Here is a 21,534-nt window from a genome sequence, read left to right on the forward strand (position 1 = left end):
CTCAATACCTTTCCCGGGGCCCGTCCCGGTGCTTGTCTTCGAACTCAAACCCGATCTCGCTTGGGTTCAGCGGATCCGGGCTTAACCCATAGGTTGCTTCGCGCAGGAAATCCATCATTGCGCGGGTATCTTTTGCATATGGTTCGAGATCGGCGCGCGGGATCGGCTCCCCAATCACCACTTTCACCGGCGAGTTGATCCGCGCGCGGAACTCTTTGATCAGCATCCCCATACGCAATGTCGAGTGCAGATGGCTCATTAGTTGAAACAAGCGTGAGTTATGGCCATCGAAATAGATCGGCACGACTGTGGCTTCGGATTTCGCGATCATCCGCGCCGTGAAGCCACGCCAGTTCGGGTCCATCGGGCGGCCAAACGGCTTATTCGCGGTTGAGACCGTCCCGCCGGGGAAAATCCCGATAATCCCGCCATCGGCCAAGTAGCGCAGGGCATCTTTCCGGGTTTGAATATTGAGCTGCACCGCCTCTTTTGTCTCGTCGAAGGAGATCGGCAAAATGATCCGGTCCAGATCTTCCGCTTTGCGAAACACGCGATGAGCCAGAATGCGGAAGTCGCCCCGCGCCTTGCTGAGGATATGGCCCATCATCAGCCCGTCGAGAATGCCATATGGGTGGTTTGCAATCGCCACGACGGGCCCCTCGGCAGGGATGTTCGAGAGGCTGCCGCCGGTTATCTCCAGCTCCAACCCATAGCGCTCGACCATCACCTCCCAGAAATCACGGCCCTGACGCACATCCTCATCATAGCCGTCGGCCAGCTTGATCAGGCCAAGGCGCCCGGTCGCGTTTTCCAGAACCCGGATCATCGCCCGCCCACCACGCGAGGCGGCGGAGGAGGCATAGCTGATCTCGCGTGCCACCTGTCTCTTTTCCGATGATCGTTGCCGTCCGGTCATGATGCCGTCGCGTCCGATGGAGTCCCTGCATTCGGCATAGGCCCCCTCGGCGATTCTTTCTAGTAGGCTCGCCCAGGTTTGAACGCCACCCGTGTCTTCAGCGCCGGGTCCACCCCCAAAGGCATAGGAGCTCCATCGCGACATGCGCCGCGGCAACCGCCGTGATCCCGCCGGCGTCATAAGGCGGCGACACCTCGACCACATCGCCGCCGACCAAGTTGATCCCGGCCAGATCACGCAGGAAAATCGCCGCTTGGCCCGCACTGAGGCCGCCCCAAACCGGCGTTCCGGTCCCCGGGGCAAAAGCCGGGTCCAATCCATCAATATCAAAGCTCAGATAGACCGGGGCATCGTCCACCACGGCGCGCACCCGCTCGGCGATGGCCGAAGGCCCGCGTTCATGCACTTGCCGCGCGTCGATAATCTCGATCCCCAGATTGTCCTCAACCACCGTACGGATGCCCACATGGACCGAGCGCGCCACATCGATCAGCCCCTCTTTCACCGCGGTGTAGCAGAAGGTCCCATGGTCAATCCGCGTTTTGGAGTCGAACTCCGGCCAGGTATCGGTATGCGCATCCACCTGGATCAATGCCAGCGGTCCATGTTTCGCTGCATGGGCGCGCAGGATCGGCAAGGTGATCGAATGATCCCCACCAAGCGAGATGGCCGCCACATCGGCGGCCAAAATCCGCTCGATATGGGCCTGTAGCAACTCTGGGAAACTGCCAGTCTGGGCATAATCGAAGGCCAAATCGCCGTAATCGACGACGGCCAGCTCTTCCAGCGGCGAATACCCGTCCCAGCCATAAGGCGGGTCGAACGGCTGCAAAGACGACGCCTCTCGGATCGCACGCGGGCCAAGCCGTGTGCCGGAACGGTTGGTCACCGCCTGATCGAATGGCACGCCGGTGATCGCCACATCGACGCCGGTCAGGTCTTTGGTGTAGCGTCGACGCAGAAAACTAGGGATGCCGCCGAAAGCGTTTTCATGGGCCAGACCCTTCAGCCCCTCTCGGGTCAGCGCCAGATCCACTTGGGTTTTTGAGTCTTCCAATGCCATGCCGCGCCCTCCGCTTTGCCACATCTGGCAGACGAGGCGGAAAAAACTCAAGCGCGAATAATGACACCCGTCCGCTTGCACCTATGTCTCAGCCGAGGCATGCAGGCGACTTAGGGACGGGCGGAGACGACAGATGAGCGATACACCCACATTGCGCGACGATTTTATCGAAGGCATGAGCCGGGCCGCAGCCTCGGTCAGCGTGGTAACCACTGACGGGCCCGCCGGGCGCGCGGGTGTCACGGTCAGCGCGATGACGTCGATCTCGGCCGATGGTGAACGGCCGACGATGTTGGCCTGCGTAAATGCATCATCAAGCGCCCTGCCCTTGATCCTGGAAAATGGCTGTTTTTGCATCAATGTGCTGCGGATCGATCAGAATGACGTGTCGGACGTGTTCTCCAGCCGCCTGCCCGCGCCCGGTGGCGACAAGTTCAACTGCACCAAGATCGAGGCGATGCCATCGGGTGCCCCGCGTTTGGTTGAGGCTCTGGTGAGCTTCGATTGCGTCTTGGTTTCTGCGGAAAAACACGGCACCCACCACATCTGCATCGGCGCGGTCGATAAGGTCGTGACTGCCCCAGAAGGCAGCCCGTTGCTATACGGCATGCGGCGATATCTTAGGGCCGAGAAGCACTAGGCGAATAGCGGCTCTGAGCCGAAAGTCAGCTTTGTGTGCCCCCCGCCATGAGGACGGCGAGGGGCGTGAGTTTCAAAGGGCCTTACGGAAAACAACCTTGTCGTCACCGTCCGCCCAGAAGTCGCGGATGCGCGCCTCTTCTTCGTAACCATTTTGGGCATAGAACTTCCGTGTCAGCGCGAAGTCGTCGGAGCTGGATGTGTCCACGATCAAGATGCGTTGACCCCTGTCTTTCAAACGCTCTTCCGCCGCCTTGACCAAGGCCGCGCCGATGCGTTTGCCTTGCAGATCTGGGCGTACCGCAAGCGCGAGCATGTTCCAGGTGCCGTCAGCGAGGTCTTCCGGAACTGTGTAGCACAGGCCAACGGCCTCGCCGTCGCAAAGGCAGGTGAGCCAAAAGGCCTCTGTTTCGCCAGCCAAGGCAGGCGCCAGCATGTCCGGCAGCATCTCACTTGGGAAAAGCTCGGTCCCATCTAACACGGCTTGAAGCCCGGCAATATCGTCGGTTGAAGTGGCTTTGATGATTGGGTTTGTCATTGTTTGGATGTCCTTATCGGGTGTCGTATTCGGGGTTTACGGAACGAATGCCGCGCCGTGTGGCGCGTCGGGTCGTCCGCTTTCGGGTCGGATGAGCCGCCTCTTTTTCAGGCGGTCAAAGGCCTTCAGCGAGCAATCAGCCAAGACATGGCCGCCGCGTCTGAAGCAGGAAACATCGCGCATATTGCCGTTCGTTATGCGTTCAAAGTGGATGGCTCCACCTTGCGTCAGAACGTGCAAAACACGCTGTTCGTATTTTTAGATATTCAATGGATTGTCTCTTGATCTTATGTCAGCCAAAAAGGCTTCCGGCACCGCGCGCGGAAGTCTTCTGGTTCAGGTTGGTCCAATCAGGTGGACCTTAGCGGCGGGCCGCAATCGTAGACATAAAATCTCCATCGCTCTGCACAGTGCAGTACGTAAGGTCGGCATAGTGCCACGAATGGTTTCTGGCAAGCAGACGTTCTAGATATTTCAACAAAGAACCGTGAAGCCTGCTTCCAAAACCTCGATCACGCCACAGGCTGTGCCGACTCAACAAGTTTCGCAAAAAAGCTCGCCCCGATGGGTGCAATAGCGTCGTTGAATTCATACTCCGGGTGGTGCAATCCGGCGCTATCCCCCTGGCCTAGAAACAAATAGGCTCCGGGCCGGCGTTCCAACATATAGGCGAAGTCTTCGGCCCCCATCTCGCGCCCGGCAGCACCGTCGACATTCTCTGGACCCACGATCTGCTCCGCCACCGTGCTTGCGAAGGCGGCTTTGGTGGGGTCATTCACCGTAGCGGGATACCCTGCCCGATAGTCGAGCTTCACATCCACATCATAAGCCGCAGCTTGCCCCGCCACGATGCCTTCCATCCGGCGCTTCACCATGGCCTGGACCTCAGGGTCAAAGGTGCGGACCGTGCCACAGATATAGGCCTCCGCCGGGATCACATTATCGGCCGTCCCGCTGTGGATTTGTGTGACCGACACCACCAAATCATCCGCCGCATAATGGTTCCGCGACACGATGGTCTGAATCGCCTGGACCATACCGACCGCCGCGATGATCGGATCTTTCGTCTCATGGGGCATGGCGCCATGCCCGCCGACGCCTGTGACATAGATATGGAACGTGTCGACGGCGGCCATGATCGGGCCGGGCGTCGTCGTCATCCGTCCCTCGGGTAGACCGGGCACGTTGTGAAGCGCATAGATTTCGGCGATATCGAACCGCTCCATAATCCCCTCCTGACACATCACGTTGGCCCCGCCGCCGTCTTCTTCTGCGGGTTGAAAGATCAACGCCACGCGACCGGCAAAGTTCCGCGTCTCGGCCAGATATTTTGCGGCCCCAAGCAGCATTGTGGTGTGCCCGTCATGGCCACAGGCATGCATTTTTCCCGGGCTGGTCGAGGCATGCGGCAAGCCCGTCGCCTCCTCAATTGGCAGCGCATCCATATCCGCGCGCAGCCCGATGGTGGACCCCGCCCCCTGCCCGTCGATAATGGCCACAACCCCGCTCGTCGCGATCCCCTCATGGATCTCCGTGATGCCAAATTCGCGCAACCGCGCAACGACGAATCCGGCCGTCTCATGGCAGTCAAATTGCAATTCCGGGTGTTGGTGCAGATGTCGCCGCCAAGCTGTCATCTCATCTGCAAAGCCCGCGATACGATTGATGACGGCCATGGTGGTTTCTCCCCTTGATACGCAACCGGAACCTCGAAACAGTGTCGCAAAATTCGAGAGGCTTCAATGCGCGACGAGAGCGATATCCTGATCCACGACCCCAAAGGCGGAATGCCGCGCCTGCTGGAGATCATGCGGCGCTTGCGGGACCCGGACACCGGCTGCCCCTGGGATATCGAGCAGAGCTTTCAAACCATCGCGCCTTATACGATTGAGGAAGCCTATGAGGTCGCCGACGCGATTGAACGCGAAGCTTGGGACGAGCTTGAGGGCGAGTTGGGGGATCTCTTGCTGCAAGTGGTCTATCACGCCGAGATCGGGGCCGAGCGGGACCTGTTTAACTTCGCCTCCATCGCCGATGCCATTTCCGACAAGATGGTGGCGCGCCACCCGCATGTCTTTGGCAGCGAGAGCCGCGAGAAATCCGCCGAACAGCAAACAAGGGATTGGGAGACGATCAAAGCCGCGGAGCGCGCGGGGAAAGCCCGCAGTGGGGTGCTTGATGATGTCGCGCGTCATCTGCCTGCGCTGATGCGGGCGGAGAAATTGCAAAAACGGGCCGCCCGGGTGGGATTTGATTGGCCTGAGATTGGCCAGGTGGTTGATAAAATCGCCGAAGAGGCCCGCGAATTGGCCGAGGCTCGAGATCACATGCCGCCTGAGCAAATCGCGGAGGAAATGGGGGACTTGCTTTTTGTGATGGCCAATCTCGCCCGTCATCTCAGTGTCGACGCCGAAGAGGCCCTGCGCGCTGCCAATGGCAAGTTCACGCGACGGTTCGCCTATATCGAAGCGGAGCTGGCCAATTTGGGCCGTACCCCTGCCGAGAGCGACTTGGCCGAGATGGATGCGCTTTGGGATCAAGCAAAAGCAAACGGATTATAGCAGCGCGCCGCTTGCCCCGCCGCCGAAAGATCGGCATTGAGGCGGTTCAGCCGATTGGCTGAAAGGGAGTATCAGAGATGAGCGAGATAGCAGTGGCACCGGCCTCAAACCCCGGTCGTGCGGCAATCTGGATGATCGGCGCGATCATCTCGTTCAGCGCAATGGCCGTTGCGGGCCGCGCCGTGGCCGTCGAACTCGATACGTTTGAGTTGATGACCTACCGGTCGGCGGTCAGCCTGATCCTTGTGCTGGCAATTGGTGGGATGGCCGGCACGTTGGGGCAGATCACCCGGCGCAACTTGCGCCTGCACGGCATCCGCAACCTGGCCCATTTCACCGGCCAAAACCTCTGGTTCTACGCCATTACGGTCGTGCCCCTAGCGCAAGTCTTCGCTCTGGAGTTCACCTCGCCCCTTTGGGTGATGATCTTGGCGGCCCTGTTTCTGGGCGAACGCCTCACACGGCTCAAAATCGGTGTGGGCATCTTGGGGTTTGTCGGCGTCTTGATCGTCTTGCAACCCGGCAGCGTACCGCTCTCGCCGGGGATGATCGCCGCCGCGCTGGCCGCAATCTGTTTTGCTGCGACCGCGATTTTCACCAAATTCCTGACTCGCACCGAAAGCATCACCTGCATCCTGTTCTACCTCGCCACCATCCAATTGGCCTTTGGTCTGGTCGTCTGTCTGATCGATGGCGAGATGGCGCTGCCAAGCCTGTCGGTTGCGCCTTGGGTTGTCCTGGTTGGCATCGCGGGCCTGACGGCGCATTTCTGCATGACGATGGCGCTCAGCATTGCCCCCGCCAGCGTCGTCATGCCGGTCGACTTTGTCCGCCTGCCCGCCATCGCGCTGGTGGGCATGATCCTCTATGATGAACCCCTGCAATTGGCGGTGTTTTTGGGCGCGGCATTAATCTTTGCTGCGAATTATGCGAATATCCTGGATGAAACGCGCCGCAATCGTGCCAGAAAGCAACTGTAACATATCTGACACAAATAACGGCGAATCTGGCCTGACCCTTACGTCAATAGCGACCTGACGCCAGGGAACATTTGACCCACGTAATAATCTTGCGCCTATCCTAGGTGCAGAATTGGGAAGACATCTCTCGGGGAGGAGAGCAATGAGAATTTTCGTCGCAGCAAGCGCGGCCCTACTGGCCACCACATCCATCGCGAGCGCAGATATCAGTCGGACAGATCAGTCCATGCGTGTGCTGTTCGAAGATGTGGGACCGTCCGGCAACTATGTCGAACTGTCCTTCGGAAGAGTATCGCCAGAGGCCAATACGCCAGGCATCGATAACCCGCTTGGCGACTACACACAGGCCGGGTTCAGCTATCTGCACCGGTTTAATGAACAGTTCTCCGTTGCTCTGATCTATGATCAGCCTTTCGGTGCCAGCGTTGAATATCCCGCAGCGAGCATCTTCAATGGGGGGAACGCGACAGTAGAGACTGATGCTGCGACCATCGTCGGTCGGTATGAGTTCGGTAATGGTTTCAGCGCCCATGCTGGGATAAGAGCGCTGAGCGCCGAAGGCAGCATCCTTACCGGTGTGAATGGCCAATTTGCGAACCTCACAGGTGATAGTGATCTCGGTTTTGGTGGTCTTGTCGGTGTGGCATATGAGCGTCCTGATATCGCGCTGCGCGTGGCTCTGACATATCATTCGAGCATCGATGTTGAGTTCACAGCGACAGAAACGGTCATCCTGCCGCCCGGCGCACCGACGACACAGGTTTTTGACGTTGAGTTCCCGGAAAGCATTAACCTTGAATTTCAGACTGGAATCGCTCAGAACACCTTGCTATTCGGCTCAGTTCGCCACCAATTCTGGGATGGGTTTAATCTGACTGTGCCGGGCTCAGCCACCGGATCAGCAGCACAGTATGTAAACTTCACCTCCGACACCACGACTTATACAATTGGTATCGGGCGGCGCCTTAACGAGAATTGGTCGGGTTCAATTTCCTACACGCATCGGACCGATGGCACAATTCCAAGTGACACAGCACTGTCGCCGACAACAGGCCTCGATACCATTACTCTAGCTGGACAGTATGAGTTCGATAATATGTCGATCTCAGGTGGCATAACTTATGGCATGCCAGGCGACCAAACCGTAATCGGGCCTGGCCCAACAACGGTGAATTTCACCGACAACGAAGTGTTTGGGATCGGCCTTCGCGTCGGGTTCCGCTTCTAATCTCTGTTTCGCTTAAGATGAAAACCCCCGCGCATCGCGCGGGGGTTTTTCTTTGCCGCATGTTCCGGGTCGCGAGGACATCGTCTGTTTGCTAGACCCCTGGCATGACACAGCAATCCCTATCTACACGGGCCTGGGCAGAGATGGCGCTTCTGGCGCTAATCTGGGGCGCCTCGTTTCTCGCCATAAAGCTGGCTCTTGCAGAGGTGCCAGTGTTCACCCTGGTGGCACATCGGGTGTTCTGGGCGACCCTGCTGCTTTGGATCTATGTCCTCTGGCGTGGCTTGGAGATCCCCCGCAGTCCGAAGATTTGGGGGGCGTTTCTGATGATGGGGATCCTGAACAACATCATCCCCTTTACGCTCATGGCTTGGGGGCAACAGTTCATTGAGACCGGCCTAACCTCGATCTTCAACGCCGCCACCGCGATTTTTGGTGTGCTCGTCGCCGCGATGTTCTTTCGGGATGAACGGCTCACCCCCCGCCGGGGGATCGGTGTTTGCATTGCCTTTGCCGGTGTGGCCGTGGCCATCGGGCTCGACAGTTTCGCCAGTTTCGACATTCGCAGCCTGGCGCAGCTTGCCGTGATCGGCGGCACTGTGTCCTACGCATTCGCCGCAGCCTGGGCCCGCGGCTATCTTAGCGGGCTTGCGCCCCAAGTCGCCGCGGCGGGCATGTTGACCGGCGCGACCGTCATCATGCTGCCGCTGGCCTGGGTCGTCGACGGGGCACCTGAGATGCCGCAACTGCCCGTAACCTTCGCGGCTATCGGCTATTTCGCCATCCTCGGCACGGCGATTGCCTATCTGCTCTACTACCGCGTGCTCAGCATGGCGGGCAGCGGCAATGCGATGATCGTGACCCTGCTGATCCCGCCGGTGGCAATCATCCTTGGTGCGGTTGTCTTGGGCGAACGCTTGGCACCAGAGGCCTTCGCGGGCTTCGCCCTGCTCGCTCTTGGGTTGATGATCCTTGATGGTCGGATGTTACAGATGTTCCGAAAATCGTCCGGGCCTGAAAAATCTTGATGACGATATTTGCCGCAAGCGCTAGGGGTTAGGCCTGTTTTACGAGGCGCCCGCGCATGACGCTGATCTATGAGACCCCACAGGCTTGGCTGGACGCGCCGGAGAAGCGCCTCTTGGTGTTCGGCATGTCCGGTCTGGGCAAGACCCATCTGGCAAACCTGCTCCGCAGCGCGGGTGACTGGTTTCATTACTCGATCGATTACCGCATCGGCACCGCCTATATGGGCGAACACATCGCCGACAATCTGAAACGGATCGCGATGCAGACGCCGTTTCTGGCCGAATTGCTGCGCTCGGATTCGATCTATATCGGCTCCAACATCACCTTCGATAATCTCGCCCCACTCTCGACCTATCTGGGCAAACCCGGCGACCCTGCCAAAGGCGGCTTGCCACTCGACGAATATGAACGCCGTCAGGCTCTGCATCGCCGCGCGGAAATCAACGCGCTTTTGGACACGCCAAGTTTCATCGCCCGGGCGCGGGATCTCTATAACTATCCGCATTTCATCTGCGACACCGGCGGATCGATCTGCGAGGTCGTGACCCCGTCGGACCCGGACGACGATGTGCTGAGCACGCTCTCGGCGCATAGCCTGATGGTCTGGATCAGAGGCAGCGACGCACATACGGATGACCTGATCCGGCGGTTCGATCAGGCGCCCAAGCCGATGTATTACCAGCCCGCATTCCTCACGGCTCAATGGCACGCATATCTAAAAGAAAACAATGTATTGCCGGGTGATGTTGATCCAGATGCGTTTGTCCGTTTCGCCTATGCCAAAGCGCTGGCGCATCGCGCGCCACTGTATCAAGCGATGGCGGAAAACTGGGGCGTGACGGTTGAGGCCGATGAGGTTGCCACGATCCGCGACGCGCATGATGCCACCGCGCTGATCGCTCAAGCCCTTGGCAGGCGCGGTCAAACGGCCTAAATCCAGCCTTCGCCCGACGCGCCAAGGACCAGACAAATGCCCATCACTTTGCCAGAAACCCTGCCCGCCTATGCCCAACTGGAGCGCGAAGGTGTCATGGTGATGGGTGAGAACCGCGCCGCGCGGCAGGATATCCGGCCCCTTCGCATCGGTCTGCTGAACCTGATGCCGAAGAAAATCCAAACCGAGACGCAGTTCGCCCGACTGATCGGCGCGACCCCGCTGCAAATCGATCTGAGCTTGATCCGCATGTCGGAACATCAGACCAAAACCACCGCAGCGGAGCATATGGAGGCGTTCTACCGCCCTTTCGCCGAGGTCGCCGCTTCAGGCGAGAAATTCGATGGGCTGATCATCACCGGCGCACCCATCGAGCATTTGCCGTTTGAAGAGGTGACCTATTGGGAGGAGTTGAAACAGGTTTTCGCCTGGACGCAATCCCATGTGCATTCCACCTTCGGCGTGTGCTGGGGCGGCATGGCGATGATCCATCATTTTCACGATGTTCCAAAACATATGTTGTCGGAGAAGGCCTTTGGCTGTTTCCGGCATCGCAATCTCGCGCCCGCCTCGCCTTATCTCCGGGGCTTTTCCGACGACGTGCTAATCCCTGTTTCGCGTTGGACCGAGATGCGGGCCCCCGAAGTCGACGCGGCGGCCGGTCTCACAACATTGATCGGCAGTGATGAGGTTGGCCCCTGTTTGGTGGAGGACGCGGCCCACCGGGCGCTCTATATCTTCAATCATCTGGAATATGACAGCGGCACGCTGAAACAGGAATATGATCGCGATGTGGAGACCGGGACGCCAATTGCGGTGCCGGTGAACTACTACCCCGAGGATGACCCGACACGCGACCCAACCAACCGCTGGCGCAGCCACGCCCATCTTCTCTATGGCAATTGGATCAATGAGATTTATCAAACGACCAATTTCGATATGTCGAAGATCGGCACGTAATGTTCTGTTTGGGCTGGCCTTTCTTGTTGTCGCGGCTTGCGGCCGGCCAGAGATGAGCGACCCGAACAGCCGGATCATCCAGGTTCAGGGCTTGGATATTCATGTTTGGGAGGCAGGCTCGGGGCCGACGGTTATCTTGCTCCATGGCGCGGGCGGCAACTTGAGGGACTTCACATTTCGCTTGGCCCCAGATCTTGCCGAAACCAATCGGGTCATTGCGTTTGATCGGCCCGGGCTTGGCTTGTCCGACGGGCTCGGGCGCGACAATGAAAGCCCGGCGGATCAGGCGGCCTTGCTCGCCCAAGCTGCGACGCAGTTGAACGTGACACAAGCGGTGATTGTCGGCCATTCCTATGGCGGTGCCGTCGCGATGGCCTGGGCGCTGAACCATCCCGATCAGGCCGCCGCCGTGGTCTCCTTGGCGGGCGCAACCCAACCCTGGGAGGGCGGCTTGGAGGCGTTTTATCCGATCACCGCCTCACGGCTCGGCGGCATCACGATTGTACCGCTCATCGCAAATCTGGCCCCGCGCGGCGCAACCCGGAATGCGATCACCGGCATATTTGACCCAGACCCTGTGCCCGATGGCTATTTCGACCATATCCGCCCCGAATTGACCCTGCAAAGCGCGGTTCTGCGGGCCAATGGCCGGCAGGTGAACAGCCTTCTGACCCATGTGACCGAGATGTCGGGGCGCTATCACACGCTCACCCTGCCCTTGGAAATCATCCATGGGACGGCGGACGATACCGTGCCCCTGGCCACCCATTCGGAGCCGCTCTCAGCCCAGGTGCCGGGCGCCAATTTGACGGTTCTCCAAGGGGTTGGCCATATGCCCCACCACGCTGACCCCGATGCCGCACTCGCCGCAATTCAGCGTGCCGTGAGCCGCGCCGGATTGCGCTAAGTCGGTCCGACCGCCATATTGAACCCAGGGACGAGCAGAAAAAAGAGGCAGCGCATGGGTAAACCCTTCGATGGCGCGATCACCCAGTTCTACCGCGAAGAAGCGCCGGAGCAGATCCGCGCGGCGATCAAGAACGCCGATAAGAACAGCGTCTTGGACGCGAGCTACCCCTATGACACCCGGATGGACAAAGCGGCCTATGAGGCCGACCTGAAGGCGCTGCAGATCGAACTGGTGAAATGCCACGCCTGGGTCCGCGATACTGGCCAACGCATCGCCGTGGTCTTCGAAGGACGCGACGCGGCGGGCAAAGGCGGCGCGATCAAACGCGTGCGGGAGAACCTCAACCCGCGGGTGGCCAGCGTTGTCGCGCTTTCCAAGCCCACGGACCGTGAAGCCAGCCAATGGTATTTTCAGCGTTATATCCACCATCTCCCCGCCGCGGGCGAGATCCGGCTGTTTGACCGCAGCTGGTACAATCGCGGTGTGGTCGAGCATGTGTTTGGCTTCTGCACGCCCGAGCAGCGCAATGTGTTTTTCCACCAATTGCCCGATTTCGAGCAAATGCTGGTCGCAGATGGCATCCATCTGGTGAAGATTTGGCTGAATATTGGCCGGGCGGAACAACTGCGCCGCTTCCTTGACCGCGAGAAAGACCCGCTGAAACAATGGAAGCTGAGCTGGATCGATGTCGAAGGTCTGAAGAAATGGAACGCTTATTCCGATGCGATCGGCCAGACCTTGAGCTTGGGTCATACGGCGGATGCGCCCTGGACCGTGGTCCGCTCCGATGACAAGCGCCGCGCGCGGCTCTCGGTGATCCGGCAAATCCTCTCAGGCCTGCCCTATGACGGGCGCAAGGATAAGGTTGTCTCGCACCCAGACCCCGAGATTTGCGGCGGACCAGAGATGTGGGCAGATCGCGCCCATGCCTAAACGCGGCTATCATCACGGCAATCTGCGCCAAGCCCTTGTTGAGGCCGCCCTTGTGCTGATCGAGCAGAAAGGGCCGACCGGTTGGACCCTATCCGAGGCCGCCAAAAACGCCGGCGTGACGCCGGCAGCGGTCTATCGGCACTTTGAGGGGCGCGAGGATTTGATTGCCGAAGGCGCCCGGCAAGGCCATGAAATCTTTGCCGATTTGATGGAGTTTGCGTTTAACGAGGGTAAACCGACGGCGCTCGCCGCCTTTGAAGCCACGGGGCGGGCTTACTTGGCATTTGCGCGCAAATACCCCGGTCACTACATGGCGATGTTTGAAAGCGGGCTCTCGGCCAATCAAACGCCGGAACTGGCCGCCGCTGCCACCAAATCCCGCGACGTGTTGGAACGCGCAGCCGAAGCCCTTTCGGAACATATCCCGCCTGGCAAACGCCCGCCGCCCTCGATGTTTAGCGCGCATATCTGGGCGTTGAGCCATGGCGTTGTCGAGCTTTTCGCCCGGGGCCGCCCGGGTGGCAATGCGCCCTTCCCGCCCGAAGACCTATTGGAAAGCGGGATCGGGATCTACCTGCGCGGTTTGGGGCTGATTGCGCCTGATCAATAAGCGCCGCGCCGGGCGCATCTGTTCCGATGCCTCCGGCGGGGATATTTAAGAAGCAGAGAAGGCACGACCCTGCAGTGCCGCAGCGGCGCTACTCTGCGGCTTCGGCCAGGGGGGCGCCGCCCGCCCGGAAACTGGCAAGCAGATCGGTTCGTTGCTTGGCCGCTTTCTCCGCGTTTTTCTCCTTCACCGGGCCGAAGCCGCGAATGCTCAAGGGCAGTTCAGCCAGCGCCACGGCGGTATCCAGCGTTTCCGGCGCAGCCTTCGGCAATATCTCCGCCATGTCCCGCTCATATTCGGTGATCAGGGAGCGCTCCATCTTGCGTTCAGCGGTATAGCCAAACGGGTTGAACGGCGTGCCGCGAAGCGGCTTCATCCGAGCCAGCAGCTTGTAGGCCGTGCTGATCCAGGCACCAAACTCGCGTTTCTTTGGGCGCCGTGCCGGGTCTTTTCCTGGGAAAAGCGGCGGGGCCAGGTGATAGGTGAATTTCAGATCGCCATCGAACTGCGCCCGTGCCTTGGCTTCGGTGTCCAAATGCAGGCGCGCAACCTCAAATTCATCCTTGTAAGACAAGAGCTTATGATAGCCCTTTGCCACCGCTTCCTTCAGACGCAAGTCATCGATACCATCGACCAGCTTACGGTAGCGTTTGGCCAGCGCCGCGTTTTGATACTGCACCAGGTGATCGCTGCGGAACGCGATTTTTTCGTCGAGCGACTTCGGCTTCTCGACCAGTGTCGGCTTGTGCAGCTTCGTCACCTCTTGCGGGTTAAGATGCGCCCAACGGCCCAACTCAAACGCGCGTTTGTTCCGCTCGATCGCTGTGCCGTTCAGCTCGATTGCCGCCAAGATCGCCTCATAGCTGAGCGGCACCAGGCCCATCTGCCAGGCCGCGCCAAAGGTCATCATGTTGGAATAGATCGAGTCGCCCATCAGGACACGTGCCAGTTCGGTGGCATCAAAAAGGCTCAGCCGATCACGGAGACGGGCTTGAAGGGCGACCTCTAAGTCTTTCCCTGGAATGCGGAATTCCGTGTTCAGTGTGAAGTCGCCTGTGGTGATTTCATGGGAATTCACGGCGGCCCCAGTGCGCCCTGTCGTCATCAAGCCGAGGGTTTTCGCCCCGGCCGAGACGACCAAATCGCCGCCGATGACCGCATCCGCCTCTCCGGTCGCCACGCGGATCGCAGAGATATCGTCGGGCGCATTGGCCAAGCGCAGATGGATGTGCACCGCCCCACCTTTTTGCGCCAAGCCCGCCATCTCGATCATACCGGCGCCTTTGCCGTCGATCTGCGCCGCCTGCGCCATGATCGCGCCAATTGTGACCACGCCCGTCCCGCCAACGCCGGTGATGACAACGTTATGGGTTCCGTCGATCTCGGGCAGTGTCGGCATCGCCAATTCGCCGATATCGACCTCGGCGGTTGCTTGTTTCTTCACCTGCGCCCCTTCGAGGGTCACAAAAGACGGGCAGAACCCTTTGACGCAGGAGAAATCCTTGTTGCAAGTCGATTGATCAATGGCGCGTTTGCGCCCCAACTCGGTTTCGACCGGCACAATCGACACGCAGTTCGACTGCACCCCACAATCGCCGCAACCCTCGCAGACATCGGTGTTGATGAAAACCCGTTTGTCGATATCCGGGAAGGTGCCCCGCTTGCGGCGGCGGCGTTTCTCGGCTGCGCAGGTCTGAATGAAGATAATGGCCGAGACGCCCTCAACCTCTTTCATCCGGTCCTGCACATTCATCAACTCATCGCGTTCATAGCGCGGTAGGCCCTTTGGAAAGCCCGAGAAATCAATGTCTTCCTTGGGGTCGTAGATCAACGCGATGTTTTTGACGCCCATCGCGACAAGTTCCTGGGCAATCTGTTGCGGGCTGAGATCGCCTTCATTGTCCTGCCCGCCGGTCATCGCGACCGCGTCATTATAGAGGATCTTGTAGGTGATGTTGGTCTTGGCCGCCAAGGCCGCGCGGATCGCCAAGATGCCGGAGTGGTTATAGGTCCCTTCTCCAAGGTTCTGGAACACATGCGGGCGTTTGGAAAACGGTGCTTCGCCAACCCAGTTCACGCCCTCCGCACCCATATGGGTGTAGCCTTCGGTGTTCCGATCCATCCAGAGCGCCATCACGTGGCAGCCGATGCCCGCCCCCGCGCGCGATCCGTCAGGCACTTTGGTCGAGGTGTTGTGCGGGCAGCCCGAGCAGAACCAAGGCGTCCGCTGCGCCAGATCCGGGGCGTTATCGGCCCGGCGCGCCTCGATAATATTGGCGATCCCGGCTTCGATCCGGTCAGTCCGGCGGCCCTCTTCGATGAGAATATTGCCCAGCTTCTCGGCGATATCGAGCGGGTCGAGCGCATAATGCGACGGGAAAAGGATCGGCCCGTCGCCGCCCTTCTTATAGCCATAGACGCGGCGACCGCGCCGGTCATCGAAGATCGCCTCTTTGATCTGTACCTCGATCAGCTTGCGCTTTTCTTCCACCACGACGATCAGGTCGAGACCTTCGGCCCAGGCATGCACACCTTTCATATCTATCGGCCAGGTCTGCGCGATCTTATAGGTGGTGATGCCAAGCCGCTCAGCCTCGGCCGCGTCGATCCCAAGCAACTCCAGCGCATGAACCAGATCGAGCCAGTTCTTACCCGCCGCGACGAAACCGATCTTGGCCCCAGATTTGCCAAGAACGCGTTTATCGATCTTGTTGATATGTGCGAATTCTTCGGCGGCGAAGCGCTTATACTCCAAAAGCCGCTTCTCTTGATCGATCCAATGATCGTTGAGCCGAATATTGAGCCCGCCCGGTGGCATCTCAAACTCCGGCGTCACGAACTGCATCCGGTCGGCGCGGCCATCGACGACACCAGTGGCTTCCACCGTGTCTTTCATCACCTTCAGTCCAACCCAAACGCCTGCAAACCGGCTGAGCGCGAAGCCATATGCGCCATAATCCAGGATTTCCTGCACCCCGGCCGGGCTGAGAACCGGCATATGCACATCCACCATCGCCCAATCCGATTGGTGGCAGGTGGTGGAGCTTTCACCGGTGTGATCATCCCCCATAGCCATGATCACCCCGCCATGGGCCGAGGTGCCGGCCATGTTCACATGGCGCATCGCATCGCCGGAGCGATCGACGCCAGGCCCCTTGCCGTACCAGAGACCAAAGACACCGTCATATTTGCCTTCGCCCCGCAGCTCTGCCTGCTGGCTGCCCCAAAGCGAGGTGGCCGCGAGGTCTTCGTTCAAGCCGGGTTGAAAGAGAATATCAGAGGCTTCCAGGTGTTTCTGCGCCCGCGCCATCTGCAAATCCACCGCGCCAAGGGGGGAGCCACGGTAACCCGTCACATAACCACCCGTGTTCAGGCCCGCCGCCCGGTCACGCTCTTTCTGCGCGATCATCAGGCGGACCAACGCCTGCGTGCCGTTCAACAGCACGGGCGATTTGGTGAGATCAAAGCGGTCTTCTAGCGAAACATGCTGGACGCCCATTCGGTCCTCCCCTCCCGGAATGATGTCAATGCAACGAGTATAGGTCAAAAGTGCTGACCTGAAAACCCATTTCTGCCAAGCCCGACTTCAATTCCCCGTTTGCAAGACCTGCCCGACCCGTTATCTGTCTGAAAGCGCGGCAACGATGGCGCTATCAAAGGGAGACGGGAGATGGACTGGGACAAGCTGCGGATCTTTCATGCCGTGGCCGATGCGGGCAGCCTGACCCATGCCGGGGACTCGCTGCATCTGAGCCAATCCGCCGTCAGCCGACAGATTCGCGCGCTGGAAGAAAGCCTAAACACGACGCTGTTTCACCGTCATGCCCGCGGTCTCATCCTGACCGAACAGGGCGAGTTGCTGTTTGATGCCACCCGATCGATGTCAAAACGGCTGGATGCCGCCGCCGCGCGCATTCGGGACAGCGAGGAGGAGGTGTTTGGCGAGTTGCGCGTGACAACGACCATCGGCTTCGGCTCTCTCTGGCTCGCGCCGCGACTACCGCAGCTTTATGACAAATACCCACATCTGAAGATCGACCTCATGCTCGAGGAACGCTTGCTCGACCTGCCAATGCGGGAGGCGGACGTGGCGATCCGGATGAAAGAGCCGTCTCAGGCCGATCTGATCCGCCGTCGACTGATGACGATCAACATGCGCCTCTTCGCCTCGCCACGTTATTTGGAGGCGCATGGCACGCCGGTCTCGCTCGACGACATGCGCGACCATCGTTTGATCAGCCAAAACGTGCAAAGTGCCCAAGTAAGCGCGGGCGCCGTGCTCGTGCGCGAGGTGATGTCGCATGAGATCGGCAGTTTTTTGACCGTCAATAACTATTTTGGCGTGTTGCAAGGGGTGATCCATGACTTGGGCATCGGCGTTTTGCCCGATTACCTGGCCGAGGATTTCCCCGAACTGGTCCATGTCCTCCCGGAAGTGGAAAGCAACGAAGTCCCTGTTTTCCTTGCCTATCCCGAGGAATTGCGCCACTCGAAACGGATCGAAGTGTTCCGTGATTTTGTCTCTGACGAGGTCATCGCTTATCGTCGTCGGCGACGCGATGCGGTCGCATCTGACGCAACGTAAAGATGTGGGCTATGCGCCACAGACATAGCAGGAATGCGGCGGCGCGGCAGAAAACCCCTTGAACGATTCTAACCTGCTGACTAATTGGGCAGTAGTGGATGATTTAGTGCAAACGAGATCATCCCTACCTCCCTGTTGGACTTTGGCCGAGATTCGTCTCGGCCTTTTTTTTGGCAAATGGGAGCGCAGATGCCCGTTTCGATGGTGGAAACAAACCCGACAGATTTTGACGATTGGCCCGATCTGTTCACTCTTCTCACGGCCTGTTTCGGCCCGATGGAGGGCCGGATCACCCCACCCTCCTCTTTCACGCGGATGACACCGGAAAGCCTCCGCGCGATAGCGGCGCACAACGACCTTTTCCTGATCCGTGCACCGAAACCGATCGCCTGCCTATTCGGTCAGGCCCAAGGAAGCGCATATTATCTCAGCAAACTCGCCACCGCCCCCGAACATCGCGGCCAGGGGTTGGCCCGCGCGTTGATCGAGACCGCCTTGAGCCGCGCCAAGTTTCTCGGCTCCACCGCTTTGACGCTGCAAACCCGCGTCGAGTTGACCGAAAACCATGCCACGTTCCGCGCCCTTGGCTTCACCCAGTCCGGGGAAACCTGCCATCCCGGATTTGACCGCCCCACATCGCTGACCTTCCGCCGCGCGCTTTGCCCCCCTTCCCCCCCTCGGCCCCATGGCCTAAAGACGGGCGCAAACAAATTGGGGACAGTCTCATCATGCAAGACCCGGCCATCACGCCCGATCTGATTGCGGCCCACGGGCTGAGCGACGAGGAATATGCCAGCATCCTCGAGATTATCGGGCGGGAGCCGAGTTTCACCGAGCTGGGCATCTTCTCAGCCATGTGGAACGAGCACTGCTCCTATAAGTCGTCAAAGAAATGGCTCCGCACCCTGCCGACGGACGGCCCGCAAGTGATCTGCGGCCCCGGTGAAAACGCGGGCGTGGTCGATATTGGCGACGGTCAGGCGGTGGTCTTCAAAATGGAGAGCCACAACCACCCGTCTTACATCGAGCCCTATCAGGGTGCCGCGACGGGCGTTGGCGGTATCCTGCGCGACGTATTCACCATGGGCGCGCGCCCAATTGCGGCGATGAACGCGCTGAGCTTTGGCGACCCCTCGCATCCGAAAACCCGGCAACTGGTCCATGGCGTCGTCGAAGGCGTCGGCGGCTATGGCAATTGCTTCGGCGTACCCACTGTGGGTGGCGAGGTTCGCTTCCACGCCGCCTATAACGGCAACTGCCTGGTCAACGCCTTTGCGGCAGGCCTGGCCGATGCGGATAAGATTTTCTACTCCGCTGCGTCCGGCGTTGGCATGCCGGTGGTCTATCTTGGTGCGAAAACCGGGCGCGACGGGGTTGGCGGTGCGACGATGGCCTCCGCCGAATTCGACGACACGATTGAGGAAAAGCGCCCGACCGTCCAGGTCGGCGACCCGTTCACCGAAAAACGCCTGCTCGAAGCTTGCTTGGAACTGATGCAGACAGGTGCTGTGATCTCAATCCAAGATATGGGCGCTGCGGGCCTGACCTGCTCCGCCGTTGAAATGGGCGACAAAGGCCATCTTGGCATCAAGCTTGAACTCGACCGCGTGCCGGTGCGCGAAGAAAACATGACCGCCTATGAGATGATGCTCTCGGAATCTCAGGAGCGCATGCTCATGGTGCTGAACCCCGAGCTGGAGGCCGAAGCCAAAGCGGTGTTCGAGAAATGGGACCTGGATTTCGCCATCGTGGGCGAAACCATCGCCGAGGATCGTTTTCTGATCCAACATGGCAATACGGTGAAAGCCGATCTGCCGCTGTCGAAACTCGCCTCGACCGCGCCGGAATATGACCGCCCCTGGACCCCGACCGAGCCCGCGCCGGAGATGGACCCGGTGCCCGAGATCGACCCGATCGACGGGCTAAAGGCGCTTCTGGCCTCGCCCAATTACGCGGGCAAGCAATGGGTCTATGAACAGTACGACTCGATGGTCATGGCCGACACGATCCGCAATCCGGGCCAAGGCGCAGGCGTTGTGCGGGTCCATGGCACCGACAAGGCGCTGGCCTTCACGTCGGATGTAACGCCCCGCTACGTGAAGGCGAACCCGGTCGAAGGTGGCAAACAAGCCGTCGCCGAAGCCTATCGCAACCTGACCGCCATCGGGGCGAAACCACTGGCCAGCACCGACAACTTAAATTTCGGCAATCCCGAAAAGCCAGAGATCATGGGTCAGTTCGTCGGCGCGATCAAAGGTATCGGCGCGGCCTGTGCGGCGCTGGATATGCCCATCGTTTCGGGCAATGTCTCACTTTACAATGAAACCGATGGCCAAGGCATCTTGCCGACGCCGACCATCGGCGCAGTCGGCCTGTTGGAGCATATCGACGATCTGATCGGCGGGCAGGTGCGCGAGGGGCATCTGGCCATTTTGGTCGGTGACACGCAAGGCCATCTGGGTCAATCCGCCCTTCTGGCCGAAGTCTTCAACCGCGAAGACGGCGATGCGCCGATGGTTGATCTGGAGGCCGAGGCGCGCCATGGCGACTTCATCCGCGACAATCGAGACTGGGTCGATGTCTGCACCGATCTCTCCGATGGTGGTTTGGCGTTGGCGGCGTTTGAACTGGCTGAAGCCGCGGGGGTCGGCGTTACCCTTGATGCCAGCGACATGGGCACGCTCTTCGGCGAAGATCAGGCCCGCTATCTCATCGCCTGCTCCTATGACAAAGCTGAGGCGCTGATGGTCGCGGCAGGTCAGGCCGGCGTGCCGCTGACCACAGTCGGTCGGTTTGGCGGCGATGCTGTGCGGATCGGTGGTTCCGAGGCGCCCCTCTCCGAACTTACCGACCTCTACCGGAGCGCCTTCGCCGACGTCTTTGCCTGAGGCACGACAATCCCGGTTCTGTCCCAGCCATCGGCTTGCACGGGTCGGGTTGCCTCTCTATCTTCACAAGTGAAACAGTCAGGGATTACTGAATGGCCATCTCCGCCCACGATATCGAGACGCTGATCCGCGAGAGCTTTCCTAATGCCACGATCGTTGTACAAGGCGATGACGGCGCGCATTTCGCGGCGGAAGTGATCGACGAAAGCTTTCGCGGCAAGAACCGCGTGCAGCAACAACGCGCGGTCTATGCGGCCCTGAAAGGCAAAATGGACGGCAGTCAAGGCGAGCTACATGCATTAGCTTTGACAACCAAAGCACCGGAATAAAAGGAAAACGCGACATGAGCGCAGAAAATACGATCAAAGAGACCGTCACCGCCAATGATGTGGTGCTGTTCATGAAAGGCACAAAAGCGATGCCGCAATGCGGGTTCTCCTCCCGCGTGGCCGGTGTGCTGAATTTCATGGGGGTGGATTATTCGGATGTGAATGTCTTGGCCGATGAAGAGCTCCGTCAGGGCATCAAGGACTATTCCGATTGGCCGACAATCCCGCAGCTATATGTCAAAGGCGAGTTTGTCGGCGGCTGTGACATCATCACCGAGATGACTCTGTCGGGCGAGTTGGATCAACTCTTCGACACCGAAGGCGTCACCTATGACAAGGCCGCGGCGGACAAAATTCGCGAGGCGAATGCCTGACGGCATCCGGCTGGGGGCGCTGCCCCCAGACCCCCGGGATATTTATGAAGCAGAGAAGGG

The 21,534-nt window shown here is 59.6% G+C and carries 22 protein-coding genes; 16 read left to right on the forward strand and 6 right to left on the reverse strand.

From position 1 onward, the window contains the following. Position 1: 1 nt before the first annotated feature. Together GTF44_RS09665 and speB are read right to left on the reverse strand one after the other, a co-directional pair. Positions 2–916, reverse strand: coding sequence for a lysophospholipid acyltransferase family protein (locus tag GTF44_RS09665; RefSeq protein ID WP_171559890.1), 915 nt, complete (start codon positions 914–916; stop codon positions 2–4). A gap of 97 nt (positions 917–1,013) precedes the next feature. After that, a complete protein-coding gene (speB, locus tag GTF44_RS09670; RefSeq protein WP_171559769.1) occupies positions 1,014–1,979 on the reverse strand; it encodes an agmatinase in 966 nt (321 codons plus the stop codon). 133 nt (positions 1,980–2,112) lie between these two features. Between speB and GTF44_RS09675 the strand changes: the two genes are divergently transcribed. Continuing rightward, positions 2,113–2,619, forward strand: a complete 507-nt coding sequence (locus tag GTF44_RS09675) for a flavin reductase family protein (protein ID WP_171559772.1) — start codon at positions 2,113–2,115, stop codon at positions 2,617–2,619. 72 nt (positions 2,620–2,691) lie between these two features. Here GTF44_RS09675 and GTF44_RS09680 read toward each other — a convergent pair whose 3' ends face one another. Together GTF44_RS09680 and GTF44_RS09685 are read right to left on the reverse strand one after the other, a co-directional pair. Further along, positions 2,692–3,156: a GNAT family N-acetyltransferase gene (locus GTF44_RS09680; protein WP_216364980.1), complete on the reverse strand. Its 465-nt coding sequence runs from the start codon at positions 3,154–3,156 to the stop codon at positions 2,692–2,694. Positions 3,157–3,192: 36 nt separating this feature from the next. Beyond that, the gene (locus GTF44_RS09685) at positions 3,193–3,369 is read right to left on the reverse strand and encodes a YjhX family toxin (RefSeq protein ID WP_367383457.1); all 177 of its coding nucleotides are present in this window, start codon (positions 3,367–3,369) and stop codon (positions 3,193–3,195) included. Here GTF44_RS09685 and GTF44_RS22530 point away from each other — a divergent pair. Continuing rightward, positions 3,304–3,441 carry a hypothetical protein gene (locus GTF44_RS22530; protein WP_367383460.1) on the forward strand — a complete coding sequence of 46 codons (138 nt, stop codon included), beginning with the start codon at positions 3,304–3,306 and terminating at the stop codon, positions 3,439–3,441. The two genes, GTF44_RS09685 and GTF44_RS22530, sit on opposite strands and share 66 nt — an antisense overlap. Before the next feature lie 227 nt (positions 3,442–3,668). Here the strand turns inward: GTF44_RS22530 and GTF44_RS09690 are convergent, their stop codons facing one another. After that, a complete protein-coding gene (locus GTF44_RS09690; protein WP_171559775.1) occupies positions 3,669–4,832 on the reverse strand; it encodes a M20 aminoacylase family protein in 1,164 nt (387 codons plus the stop codon). A 66-nt stretch (positions 4,833–4,898) separates the two neighbouring features. Between GTF44_RS09690 and mazG the strand changes: the two genes are divergently transcribed. The 9 genes from mazG (at position 4,899) to GTF44_RS09735 (ending at position 13,301) form a co-directional block, all read left to right on the forward strand. Next, positions 4,899–5,717 (forward strand): nucleoside triphosphate pyrophosphohydrolase, encoded by an 819-nt coding sequence (gene mazG / locus GTF44_RS09695; RefSeq protein WP_171559778.1) that lies wholly within the window; start codon positions 4,899–4,901, stop codon positions 5,715–5,717. A 77-nt stretch (positions 5,718–5,794) separates the two neighbouring features. Next, positions 5,795–6,697 carry a DMT family transporter gene (locus GTF44_RS09700; protein ID WP_171559781.1) on the forward strand — a complete coding sequence of 301 codons (903 nt, stop codon included), beginning with the start codon at positions 5,795–5,797 and terminating at the stop codon, positions 6,695–6,697. Positions 6,698–6,923: 226 nt separating this feature from the next. Continuing rightward, positions 6,924–7,925, forward strand: coding sequence for an OmpP1/FadL family transporter (locus tag GTF44_RS09705; RefSeq protein ID WP_171559783.1), 1,002 nt, complete (start codon positions 6,924–6,926; stop codon positions 7,923–7,925). 104 nt (positions 7,926–8,029) lie between these two features. Then, a complete protein-coding gene (locus GTF44_RS09710; RefSeq protein WP_171559786.1) occupies positions 8,030–8,953 on the forward strand; it encodes a DMT family transporter in 924 nt (307 codons plus the stop codon). Between the two features lie 62 nt (positions 8,954–9,015). Continuing rightward, the gene (locus tag GTF44_RS09715) at positions 9,016–9,888 is read left to right on the forward strand and encodes an ATPase (RefSeq protein WP_171559887.1); all 873 of its coding nucleotides are present in this window, start codon (positions 9,016–9,018) and stop codon (positions 9,886–9,888) included. A gap of 36 nt (positions 9,889–9,924) precedes the next feature. Then, positions 9,925–10,848, forward strand: a complete 924-nt coding sequence (gene metA / locus GTF44_RS09720) for a homoserine O-succinyltransferase (protein ID WP_171559789.1) — start codon at positions 9,925–9,927, stop codon at positions 10,846–10,848. 52 nt (positions 10,849–10,900) lie between these two features. Further along, the gene (locus GTF44_RS09725; protein ID WP_171559792.1) at positions 10,901–11,755 is read left to right on the forward strand and encodes an alpha/beta fold hydrolase; all 855 of its coding nucleotides are present in this window, start codon (positions 10,901–10,903) and stop codon (positions 11,753–11,755) included. 54 nt (positions 11,756–11,809) lie between these two features. Continuing rightward, complete coding sequence (ppk2, locus tag GTF44_RS09730; RefSeq protein ID WP_145208809.1) at positions 11,810–12,691, forward strand: polyphosphate kinase 2; 882 nt, start codon at positions 11,810–11,812, stop codon at positions 12,689–12,691. Next, the gene (locus GTF44_RS09735; protein WP_171559794.1) at positions 12,684–13,301 is read left to right on the forward strand and encodes a TetR/AcrR family transcriptional regulator; all 618 of its coding nucleotides are present in this window, start codon (positions 12,684–12,686) and stop codon (positions 13,299–13,301) included. The genes ppk2 and GTF44_RS09735 overlap by 8 nt, the downstream gene beginning before the upstream one ends. 88 nt (positions 13,302–13,389) lie before the next feature. Here GTF44_RS09735 and GTF44_RS09740 read toward each other — a convergent pair whose 3' ends face one another. Next, complete coding sequence (locus tag GTF44_RS09740; protein ID WP_171559796.1) at positions 13,390–16,797, reverse strand: indolepyruvate ferredoxin oxidoreductase family protein; 3,408 nt, start codon at positions 16,795–16,797, stop codon at positions 13,390–13,392. Positions 16,798–16,968: 171 nt separating this feature from the next. Between GTF44_RS09740 and GTF44_RS09745 the strand changes: the two genes are divergently transcribed. The 5 genes from GTF44_RS09745 to grxD all read left to right on the forward strand — a co-directional run bounded on the left by GTF44_RS09745 (position 16,969) and on the right by grxD (position 21,474). Beyond that, positions 16,969–17,883: a LysR family transcriptional regulator gene (locus tag GTF44_RS09745; protein WP_171559799.1), complete on the forward strand. Its 915-nt coding sequence runs from the start codon at positions 16,969–16,971 to the stop codon at positions 17,881–17,883. A gap of 189 nt (positions 17,884–18,072) precedes the next feature. Next, entirely contained in the window at positions 18,073–18,642 is a 570-nt protein-coding gene (locus GTF44_RS09750) for a GNAT family N-acetyltransferase (RefSeq protein ID WP_253261207.1), read from the forward strand. Further along, complete coding sequence (purL, locus tag GTF44_RS09755; protein WP_171559802.1) at positions 18,612–20,771, forward strand: phosphoribosylformylglycinamidine synthase subunit PurL; 2,160 nt, start codon at positions 18,612–18,614, stop codon at positions 20,769–20,771. Before GTF44_RS09750 ends, purL begins: the two co-directional genes overlap by 31 nt. 92 nt (positions 20,772–20,863) lie before the next feature. Then, positions 20,864–21,100, forward strand: a complete 237-nt coding sequence (locus GTF44_RS09760; RefSeq protein ID WP_171559804.1) for a BolA/IbaG family iron-sulfur metabolism protein — start codon at positions 20,864–20,866, stop codon at positions 21,098–21,100. A 14-nt stretch (positions 21,101–21,114) separates the two neighbouring features. Continuing rightward, the gene (grxD, locus tag GTF44_RS09765) at positions 21,115–21,474 is read left to right on the forward strand and encodes a Grx4 family monothiol glutaredoxin (protein ID WP_171559806.1); all 360 of its coding nucleotides are present in this window, start codon (positions 21,115–21,117) and stop codon (positions 21,472–21,474) included. The last annotated feature ends 60 nt before the right edge of the window (positions 21,475–21,534 follow it).

Source organism: Roseobacter sp. HKCCD6576-2, from assembly GCF_013179285.1.
Classification (GTDB): domain Bacteria; phylum Pseudomonadota; class Alphaproteobacteria; order Rhodobacterales; family Rhodobacteraceae; genus Rhodophyticola; species Rhodophyticola oceani.

Coding starts and splice junctions, on each gene's coding strand:
- GTF44_RS09665 (WP_171559890.1), bottom strand. CDS start 916: ATGACCGGACGGCAACGATCATCGGAAAAGAGACAGGTGGCACGCGAG.
- speB (WP_171559769.1), bottom strand. CDS start 1,979: ATGGCATTGGAAGACTCAAAAACCCAAGTGGATCTGGCGCTGACCCGA.
- GTF44_RS09675 (WP_171559772.1), top strand. CDS start 2,113: ATGAGCGATACACCCACATTGCGCGACGATTTTATCGAAGGCATGAGC.
- GTF44_RS09680 (WP_216364980.1), bottom strand. CDS start 3,156: ATGACAAACCCAATCATCAAAGCCACTTCAACCGACGATATTGCCGGG.
- GTF44_RS22530 (WP_367383460.1), top strand. CDS start 3,304: ATGGCCGCCGCGTCTGAAGCAGGAAACATCGCGCATATTGCCGTTCGT.
- GTF44_RS09690 (WP_171559775.1), bottom strand. CDS start 4,832: ATGGCCGTCATCAATCGTATCGCGGGCTTTGCAGATGAGATGACAGCT.
- mazG (WP_171559778.1), top strand. CDS start 4,899: ATGCGCGACGAGAGCGATATCCTGATCCACGACCCCAAAGGCGGAATG.
- GTF44_RS09700 (WP_171559781.1), top strand. CDS start 5,795: ATGAGCGAGATAGCAGTGGCACCGGCCTCAAACCCCGGTCGTGCGGCA.
- GTF44_RS09705 (WP_171559783.1), top strand. CDS start 6,924: ATGCGTGTGCTGTTCGAAGATGTGGGACCGTCCGGCAACTATGTCGAA.
- GTF44_RS09710 (WP_171559786.1), top strand. CDS start 8,030: ATGACACAGCAATCCCTATCTACACGGGCCTGGGCAGAGATGGCGCTT.
- metA (WP_171559789.1), top strand. CDS start 9,925: ATGCCCATCACTTTGCCAGAAACCCTGCCCGCCTATGCCCAACTGGAG.
- GTF44_RS09725 (WP_171559792.1), top strand. CDS start 10,901: ATGAGCGACCCGAACAGCCGGATCATCCAGGTTCAGGGCTTGGATATT.
- ppk2 (WP_145208809.1), top strand. CDS start 11,810: ATGGGTAAACCCTTCGATGGCGCGATCACCCAGTTCTACCGCGAAGAA.
- GTF44_RS09735 (WP_171559794.1), top strand. CDS start 12,684: ATGCCTAAACGCGGCTATCATCACGGCAATCTGCGCCAAGCCCTTGTT.
- GTF44_RS09740 (WP_171559796.1), bottom strand. CDS start 16,797: ATGGGCGTCCAGCATGTTTCGCTAGAAGACCGCTTTGATCTCACCAAA.
- GTF44_RS09745 (WP_171559799.1), top strand. CDS start 16,969: ATGGACTGGGACAAGCTGCGGATCTTTCATGCCGTGGCCGATGCGGGC.
- GTF44_RS09750 (WP_253261207.1), top strand. CDS start 18,073: ATGCCCGTTTCGATGGTGGAAACAAACCCGACAGATTTTGACGATTGG.
- purL (WP_171559802.1), top strand. CDS start 18,612: ATGCAAGACCCGGCCATCACGCCCGATCTGATTGCGGCCCACGGGCTG.
- GTF44_RS09760 (WP_171559804.1), top strand. CDS start 20,864: ATGGCCATCTCCGCCCACGATATCGAGACGCTGATCCGCGAGAGCTTT.
- grxD (WP_171559806.1), top strand. CDS start 21,115: ATGAGCGCAGAAAATACGATCAAAGAGACCGTCACCGCCAATGATGTG.